General features: G+C 64.4%; 1 protein-coding gene. It reads left to right on the forward strand.

Features of this window, described 5'->3' with window-relative positions; translation table 11 throughout:
* The gene (gene tuf, locus O9255_RS15245) at positions 1 to 1,191 is read left to right on the forward strand and encodes an elongation factor Tu (RefSeq protein WP_297867719.1); all 1,191 of its coding nucleotides are present in this window, start codon (positions 1 to 3) and stop codon (positions 1,189 to 1,191) included.

The following is a 1,191-nucleotide window of genomic DNA, read 5'->3' on the forward strand; positions in this document are numbered from 1 at the left end:
ATGGCAAAGGGCAAGTTCGAGCGCACCAAGCCTCACGTGAACGTGGGCACGATCGGTCACGTTGACCACGGCAAGACGACGCTGACGGCGGCGCTGACGAAGATTGGCGCAGAGCGTTTCGGTGGTGAGTTCAAGGCTTACGACCAGATCGACGCGGCTCCGGAAGAGAAGGCTCGCGGCATCACGATTTCGACGGCTCACGTGGAATACGAGTCGCCGAACCGCCACTACGCGCACGTTGACTGCCCGGGCCACGCGGACTACGTGAAGAACATGATCACGGGTGCGGCGCAGATGGACGGCGCGATCCTGGTGTGCTCGGCCGCTGACGGCCCGATGCCGCAGACGCGCGAGCACATCCTGCTGTCGCGTCAGGTCGGCGTGCCGTACATCGTGGTCTTCCTGAACAAGGCGGACATGGTGGACGACGCTGAGCTTCTCGACCTGGTCGAGATGGAAGTTCGCGAGCTGCTGTCGAAGTACGACTTCCCGGGCGACGACACGCCGATCATCAAGGGCTCGGCCCGTCTGGCGCTGGAAGGCGACCAGTCGGAGATTGGCGTCCCGGCGATCCTGAAGCTGGTCGAGGCGCTGGACACGTTCATCCCGGAGCCGCAGCGTGACGTTGATCGTCCGTTCCTGATGCCGGTGGAAGACGTGTTCTCGATCTCGGGTCGCGGCACGGTGGTGACGGGCCGCATCGAGCGCGGCATCATCAAGGTCGGCGAAGAAATCGAGATCGTCGGTATCCGCGACACGCAGAAGACGACGGTCACGGGCATCGAGATGTTCCGCAAGCTGCTGGACCAGGGCCAGGCGGGCGACAACGCGGGCCTGCTGCTGCGCGGCACGAAGCGTGACGACGTGGAGCGCGGTCAGGTTCTGGCGAAGCCGGGCTCGATCAAGCCGCACACGACGTTCGAGTCGGAAGTGTATGTGCTGTCGAAGGAAGAGGGCGGCCGTCACACGCCGTTCTTCAAGGGCTACCGCCCGCAGTTCTACTTCCGCACGACGGACGTCACGGGTTCCATCGAGCTGCCGGAAGGCGTCGAGATGGTGATGCCGGGCGACAACATCAAGATGGTGGTGACGCTGATCGCCCCCGTCGCGATGGACGAAGGCCTGCGCTTCGCGATCCGCGAAGGCGGCCGCACCGTCGGCGCCGGCGTCGTGGCCAAGATCATCAAGTAA

Source organism: Silanimonas sp. (genome assembly GCF_027530345.1).
Lineage (GTDB): Bacteria > Pseudomonadota > Gammaproteobacteria > Xanthomonadales > Xanthomonadaceae > Silanimonas.